Here is a 6716-nt window from a genome sequence, read left to right as displayed (position 1 = left end):
ACCACAGAAGCAAGCTCACCGCAGAAGCAAACCCATCTCAGAAGCAAGCTCACACTGGGCCGAGGCGTTGAGGCTGCAGAGGATGATTCGCCAGGTTTGGAGCGATTGCCAAAGCCGGGTCTGAAGGCTGCATTACGAGAGTGGGCATGTTCTTTTTGGTGAGCGGGCTTGCCCCGCGCTGGGCTGCGAAGCAGCCCCAAAACCTGCCCCCGGGATTTACCTGAAGAAATGCGGTGTTCTCAATGGGGCCGCTTCGCAGCCCAGCGCGGGGCAAGCCCGCTCACCACAGAAGCAAGCTCACCGCAGAAGCAACTCATCTCAGAAGCAAACTCACCACAGAGGCAACTCATCTCAGAAGCAAGCTCACACTGGGCCGAGGCGTTGAGGCTGCAGGGGTTGATTCGCCAGGTTTGGAGCGATTGCTAAAGCCGGGGCTGAAGGCGGCATTACGAGAGCGGGCACATTCTTTGTGGTGAGCGGGCTTGCCCCGCGCTGGGCTGCGAAGCGGCCCCAAAACCTGCCCCCGGGATTTACCTGAAGAAACGCGGTGTTCTCAATGGGGCCGCTTCGCAGCCCAGCGCGGGGCAAGCCCGCTCACCACAGAAGCAACAGCAACTCATCTCAGAAGCAAGCTCACCACAGAGGCAACTCATCTCAGAAGCAAGTTCACCACAGAGGCAACTCATCTCAGAAGCAAGCTCACCACAGAGGCAACTCATCTCAGAAGCAAGCTCACCACAGAGGCAACTCATCTCAGAAGCAAGTTCACCACAGAGGCAACTCATCTCAGAAGCAAACTCACCACAGAGGTAACTCATCTCAGAAGCAAGCTCACCACAGAAGCAAGCTCACCACAGAAGCAACCCCACCACAGAAGCAATCTCCCCACCGAAGCCCGCTCATTCCTTAAGCGCACACCGCCTTACCCGGCCAATAACCCGGTACTCACCGCCACAATCAGGAACACCCCCAGCAGCGCCCGGTAGATTACGAACGGCCAGGTGGAGAACCGCTCCAAAAACTTCATCAGGCCCCAGATTGCAAAAAACGCCGAGACGCTCGCCACCACCAGGCCAAACAACAGGTGTGGCCATGCGTGGGCCGGCAGGTCGGCGCGCAGCAGCGCCCACAGTTCTTTCAAACCGGCCAGGGCAATGGCCGGCAGGCCCAGCAGGAAGGAAAACCGCGCGGCTTCTTCACGTTTGAAGTTGAGGAACAGCGCCGCGGTGAGGGTCGAGCCGGAACGCGACACCCCAGGAATCAACGCGCCAATCTGTGCCACACCGACGATCAGCGCATCGCGCAGGCGCATCTCGCTCATCTCGCGGGTATGCCGGGCACGCAGCTCGGCCGCCGCCAGTAACACCGCCATCACCAGGCAGGAAATGCCGATCACCATCAAACCGCGCAATGGCGAGTTGCAGGCGTTCAACGTCGACGACAACGCCAGGCCGGCGATGCCAATAGGGATCGTCGCCAGCACGATCGCCACCGCAAGCTTGAACCAACGGTCGTTGTAGTCGCCCCGGCGCACCGCCCCGATGCTGCCCGTGGTCACCTGGCGCACATCGCGCCAGAAATAACTGACCACCGCCGCCAGTGCGGCCAATTGCATGGCCGCCGAAAAGGCCGAACCGGGATCCTGCCAGCCGAGCAGGGCGGGCACTACGCGCATATGGGCGGTGGAGGAGACCGGCAGCAGTTCGGTAAAGCCCTGGATCACACCGAGGATAAAAATCTGCAGGTAATCCAGGGACGCAAAGCCCACATCCAGGCCGGCGGAACAGACGTTCGTCAAAATACGTGTCCTTCAGAAAAGGGAGATTTCGGCGAAGTCTATTCGAAATGTTTCAGCGCTTCGGCAGGGCCAACGGCTATTTGCAATCGGTTCAGCAAGTAGAAAGGTTCGCGGCGCTATTGGACTGCGCCGAGGTTTTGTGAACAATGGCGCCCTGCGTTTTTTGATCGAGAGCCTAATGCCTGAAACTACAGTGGAACTGATCCAGACCGGCCCTGAAGCATCCGAGTTGATCCGCAATCTTTACCAGTACTACGCCTACGAGTCGTCGGACTGGGAGCAGGAAGATGTCGAGGCGGACGGCCGTTTCTATATCCATGACGAACACCTGACGCGCTACTGGCAAGACCCGCAGTGGAGCGCCAACCTGTTGCTGGTCGACGGCTATATCGCCGGCTTTCTGCTGATCGAAGGCAGTGAGTTGCCTGGCATCGACGCCCTGGAACTGGCCGACCTGTTTATTCTCAAGCGCTATCGCCGCAAAGGCATCGGCCGCGCCATCGCCACCCAGGTGCTGTGCAGCGGCGTATCGGATTGGTTGGTGCGGTTTTATGACCAGGACGAAGTGTCCCAGGCGTTCTGGCGCGCGGTGCTGGACAACCTGCCGCGCCCGGTGCAGACCATCGAGCTGGACGATGAGCCGCAGTTGGTGAGCTATTTGATTACGCGTGCGGCGCTGCATTAAACGCCTGCTGCATCGCTTGGGGCGGTTGCCCGAACGCCCGTAGAAACGCCTGACGCATGCGCTCGCGATCACCAAAGCCGGTTTCGCGGGCCACCACTTCAACCGGGTGACGACTGGTTTCCATCATCGCCCGCGCCGCTTCCACGCGCAGGGCTTCGATGGCCTTGGCTGGGGTTTGTCCGGTTTCTTCGCGGAACACCCGACTGAACTGGCGTGGGCTCAAACGGGCAACATCCGCCAGCGCTTCCACGGACAGGTCATGGGTGAGATTCTCGCGGGCGTAGGCCAGGGCCAGTTGCACGCGGTCGGACTTGGGGTCCAGTTCCAGCAACGCCGACAATTGCGACTGCTCACTGCCGCGGCGCTGGGCGATCACCAGTTTGCGTGCAATGCGCCGGGCGAGGTCGCTGCCCAGGTCGTTCTCCACCATGGCCAACGCCATGTCCACGCCGGCGCTCATGCCCGCGCCGGTCCACACTTGGCCGTCCACCACAAACAGTTTGTCTTCCTCCAGATGGATATCCGGGTAGCGCTTGCGAAACGCCGGGGCGTGAATCCAGTGAGTGGTGGTGCGCTTGCCCTCCAGCAATCCGGCTTCGGCCAGCACAAAGATGCCCATGCACAACGAGGCCACTCGGCGTGATTGCGCCGAAGCGGCCTTGACCAACTCCAGCAGGTTGGCCTCCGGCAGGCGGAATTCCAGGTAGCCGCTCACGATCAGGGTGTCATAGCCCTCGGGCCGAATCGGCGAGGTGTTCACCGAAAAACCCTGGGAGGTCATCACCGCGCCGCCACGCTCTGACACCAGGTGAAATTCATAGGCGGGCTCGCCCCGCAACAGGTTCGCGCACTCGAACACCGAGCCCAGGCTGAGGCTCAGGGATTGAAAGTTCGGGTAAACCATCAGCGCAACGCTGTGCATCTTCATTCTCCAAGGGGCGCGGGGGGGTGGATTGTCGGCGCGTGCCGGGTAAACGGCAACCCGCCTCGGGCGATGTCCGGAATCCTTGCGTATCTGACATTGTGAGGGTTCGACTCGGCCCCTAACATTGCCTCAACGAACTAGACGACTGGTCTAATCGGTTGGAGTCAAGCATGAGCAGCGAAACCAAAAATACACGACAGACCATTCTGGATGCGGCGCAAGTGCTTGTCGGCCGCAAGGGATTTTCTGCGGTGGGCCTGAACGAAATCCTTCAAGCGGCCGAGGTGCCCAAGGGGTCGTTCTATCACTACTTCACCTCTAAAGATGGCTTCGGTGTTGTGTTGCTCGACACCTACTTCGACCACTACGTGCACGGTATGCAGCAACTGTTCGACCAACCGGGTTTATCCCAGCACGCCAAGTTGATGCGCTATTGGGACGCCTGGATCGACAATCAGACCGGCTGCACCGAAGCGGGCAAATGCCTTGCCGTCAAACTGGGTGCGGAGGTGTCTGACCTTTCAGAGCCGATGCGTTTGGCCCTGCAACGCGGCACTTCGCGCACCATTGCATTACTCGCTGTGGCGCTGCAGCGCGGCGTTGAAGACGGCTCATTGCGGCTTCAACACCGCCCACAGGACTTGGCCCAGCAGCTGTATGCGCTGTGGCTGGGAAGCAGTGTCATGAGCAAGATCACCCTTACATCCGCGCCGTTTGATGAGGCGTTGCTGCTGACCCGACAGTTGTTGGGTCACCCTGAACACACTGACATTCACTGATCGAGGCACTGGAAAATGAAAGTATTAATGGTACTGACCTCTCACGACCAGCTTGGCGACACCGGCCGCAAGACCGGCTTCTGGCTCGAAGAGTTTGCCGCTCCGTATTACGCGTTCAAGGACGCCGGCGCCGACGTGGTACTGGCATCCCCAGCCGGTGGCCAGCCGCCGTTGGACCCGGTCAGCGACGAACCGGATGCGCAAACCGAGCAGACCCATCGCTTCGCGGCCGACTCGGCGGCGCAGCAGGCGCTGGCCAATACCGTCAAGCTGGACACGGTCAACGTGGACGCCTTCGACACGGTGTTTTACCCAGGCGGCCACGGCCCGCTGTGGGACTTGGCGGAATCGCCGGTGTCCATCGCGCTGATCGAATCCTTTGAGCGTGCTGGCAAGCCGATTGGTTTTGTCTGCCACGCACCAGGCGCGCTGCGTCACGTCAAGGCGGTCAACGGTGAGCCGTTGATCAAAGGCCGTCGCGTGACCGGTTTCTCCAACTCTGAGGAAGACGCCGTAGGCCTGACAAAGGTGGTGCCTTTCCTGATTGAAGATGAATTCAAGAAATTGGGTGGCAAGTATGAGAAGGGCGCCGACTGGGCATCCTTCGTTATCGTTGATGGCTTGCTGGTCACCGGGCAGAACCCCGGCAGTTCCAGCGATGTCGCCAAGGCCCTGCTGAAACTCACCGCTTAACTTAATCAACCGCTCGATTCGTTGGCGACTCTTTAGAGTCGCCAATGCTTTCGTGCGCCCAAAATTTGGAAAAATCCATGACTGACAACGTTTTAAGTACCCCGGTAAAACTGGGCAATCACACCCTGACTAACCGTGTCGTGCTGCCGCCGCTGACCCGCCAACGCAGCGCCCAGCCCGGCGATATCGCCACCGATCTGATGGCTGAGTATTACCGTCAGCGTGCCAGCGCCGGATTCATGGTCAGCGAAGGCACGCAGATTGAACCCCGTGGCCAGGGCTATGCCTGGACGCCGGGCATCTACAGCCCGGCGCAGATCGACGGCTGGCGCAAAGTCACCGACGCGGTGCATGCCGACGGCGGGGTGATCTTCGCGCAACTGTGGCATGTGGGGCGCGTGTCCCATAACGCCTTGCAGCCCGACGGCGCAGCACCCGTGGCGCCATCTGCGCTGGCGGCCTTGCAAGCCAAAGCTTTTATCGCCACCGGGCCTGGCACCGGCGAACTGGTGCAACCACCCGTGCCGCGTGCGTTGAGCACTGCTGAGGTCAAGCAACTGGTCGGGCACTACGCCCAGGCTGCGCGCAATGCCCTGGACGCAGGGTTCGACGGGGTGGAAATCCATTCGGCCAATGGTTACCTGGTCAACCAGTTCATCTCGGCCCATTCCAACACCCGCGACGATGAGTACGGTGGCTCACTGGAAAACCGTCTGCGCTTTCTGCGTGAGATCGTCGAAGCGGTCAGCGCCGTGGTCGGCCCGGAACGCCTTGGCGTGCGTTTTTCACCGTTGTTCAGCGGCACCGACGAAGACCGTGTGTACATCGGCCTGGTGGAAGAAGACCCGCACCACACCTACATCGAAGCGATCAAAGTGCTGCAAGCGTCAGGCATTGCTTATGTCTCCATCGCCGAAGCCGACTGGGACAATGCGCCCATCCTGCCCGACAGCTTCCGTGAAGCCGTGCGCAGCACCTTCAGTGGCCGCATTATCTATGCCGGGCGCTATACCGCTGAACGCGGCGCGAAACTGGTGGAAGCAGGGCTGGCGGATATGATCGCGTTTGGTCGGCCGTTTATTGCCAACCCGGATCTGCCGCAGCGGATATTCAACGGGTGGCCGCTGAATCCACTGCGGGAAGAGGGGATGTATGGTGGGGGTGAGGAAGGGTATATCGACTACCCCACGTACCTCGGGTAGTCATGCAACCAATGTGGGAGGGGGCTAGCCCCCGATGGCGGCGGGACAGTCACAGCATCATTGACTGACCCACTGCAATCGGGGGCAAGCCCCCTCCCACATTTGCTATCTAGTGCCTGCTGGTTACGCGACCCGCAAGACAATCTTGCCAATATGGTCCCCACCTTCCATCCGCGCATGAGCCTGGGCCGCGTCGGTGTATTCGTACACCTTGTCGATGATCGGCAAGCAGCGCCCGGCTTCCAGTACCGGCCAAATGTATTCACGCAACTGTTCGGCAATCGCGGCTTTTTCATCCTTGCTGCGCGCGCGCAACCCTCGGGTAGTCATGCAACCAATGTGGGAGGGGGCTTGCCCCCGATGGCGGCAGGACAGTCACAGCAGCATTGACTGACCCACTGCAATCGGGGGCAAGCCCCCTCCCACATTTGCTATCTAATGCCTGCTGGTTACGCGACCCGCAAGACAATCTTGCCAATATGATCCCCACCTTCCATCCGCGCATGGGCCTGGGCCGCGTCGGTGTATTCGTACACCTTGTCGATGATCGGCAAGCAGCGCCCGGCTTCCAGTACCGGCCAAATGTATTCACGCAACTGTTCGGCAATCGCGGCTTTTTCATCCTTGCTGCGCG

6 protein-coding genes and 2 pseudogenes are annotated in these 6716 nt (G+C 60.3%); 4 read left to right on the top strand and 4 right to left on the bottom strand.

What is annotated here, in order from left to right; genetic code table 11:
- Window positions 1-922: 922 nt before the first annotated feature.
- Complete coding sequence (locus G9Q84_RS28295) at window positions 923-1798, bottom strand: undecaprenyl-diphosphate phosphatase (RefSeq protein ID WP_181644481.1); 876 nt, start codon at window positions 1796-1798, stop codon at window positions 923-925.
- 178 nt (window positions 1799-1976) lie between these two features.
- Here G9Q84_RS28295 and G9Q84_RS28290 point away from each other — a divergent pair, with 178 nt between their 5' ends.
- Complete coding sequence (locus G9Q84_RS28290; RefSeq protein WP_032888441.1) at window positions 1977-2483, top strand: GNAT family N-acetyltransferase; 507 nt, start codon at window positions 1977-1979, stop codon at window positions 2481-2483.
- Here G9Q84_RS28290 and G9Q84_RS28285 read toward each other — a convergent pair.
- Window positions 2461-3405 (bottom strand): GlxA family transcriptional regulator, encoded by a 945-nt coding sequence (locus G9Q84_RS28285; RefSeq protein WP_032888410.1) that lies wholly within the window; start codon window positions 3403-3405, stop codon window positions 2461-2463. The two genes, G9Q84_RS28290 and G9Q84_RS28285, sit on opposite strands and share 23 nt — an antisense overlap.
- Window positions 3406-3578: 173 nt before the next feature.
- Between G9Q84_RS28285 and G9Q84_RS28280 the strand changes: the two are divergent.
- The 3 genes and pseudogenes from G9Q84_RS28280 to G9Q84_RS28270 all read left to right on the top strand — a co-directional run bounded on the left by G9Q84_RS28280 (window position 3579) and on the right by G9Q84_RS28270 (window position 6082).
- Window positions 3579-4206, top strand: a pseudogene (locus tag G9Q84_RS28280) (TetR/AcrR family transcriptional regulator).
- Window positions 4203-4880, top strand: a complete 678-nt coding sequence (locus G9Q84_RS28275) for a type 1 glutamine amidotransferase domain-containing protein (RefSeq protein WP_032888414.1) — start codon at window positions 4203-4205, stop codon at window positions 4878-4880. The pseudogene G9Q84_RS28280 and the gene G9Q84_RS28275 overlap by 4 nt, the downstream one beginning before the upstream one ends.
- A gap of 77 nt (window positions 4881-4957) precedes the next feature.
- A complete protein-coding gene (locus G9Q84_RS28270; protein ID WP_181644480.1) occupies window positions 4958-6082 on the top strand; it encodes an alkene reductase in 1125 nt (374 codons plus the stop codon).
- Window positions 6083-6205: 123 nt separating this feature from the next.
- On the opposite strand, the pseudogene G9Q84_RS28265 reads toward G9Q84_RS28270, so the two are convergent.
- A pseudogene (locus G9Q84_RS28265) lies at window positions 6206-6397 on the bottom strand (zinc-binding dehydrogenase); the annotation flags it as partial.
- 134 nt (window positions 6398-6531) lie between these two features.
- Window positions 6532-6716 (bottom strand): zinc-binding dehydrogenase (locus tag G9Q84_RS28260; RefSeq protein WP_181644479.1); only part of this gene is annotated, 185 nt, incomplete at its 5' end.

Origin of the sequence: Pseudomonas sivasensis (assembly GCF_013778505.1) — a bacterium.
In the GTDB taxonomy this organism is placed as follows: Bacteria; Pseudomonadota; Gammaproteobacteria; order Pseudomonadales; family Pseudomonadaceae; genus Aquipseudomonas; species Aquipseudomonas sivasensis.
This window is presented reverse-complemented; position numbering and strand designations above follow the sequence as displayed.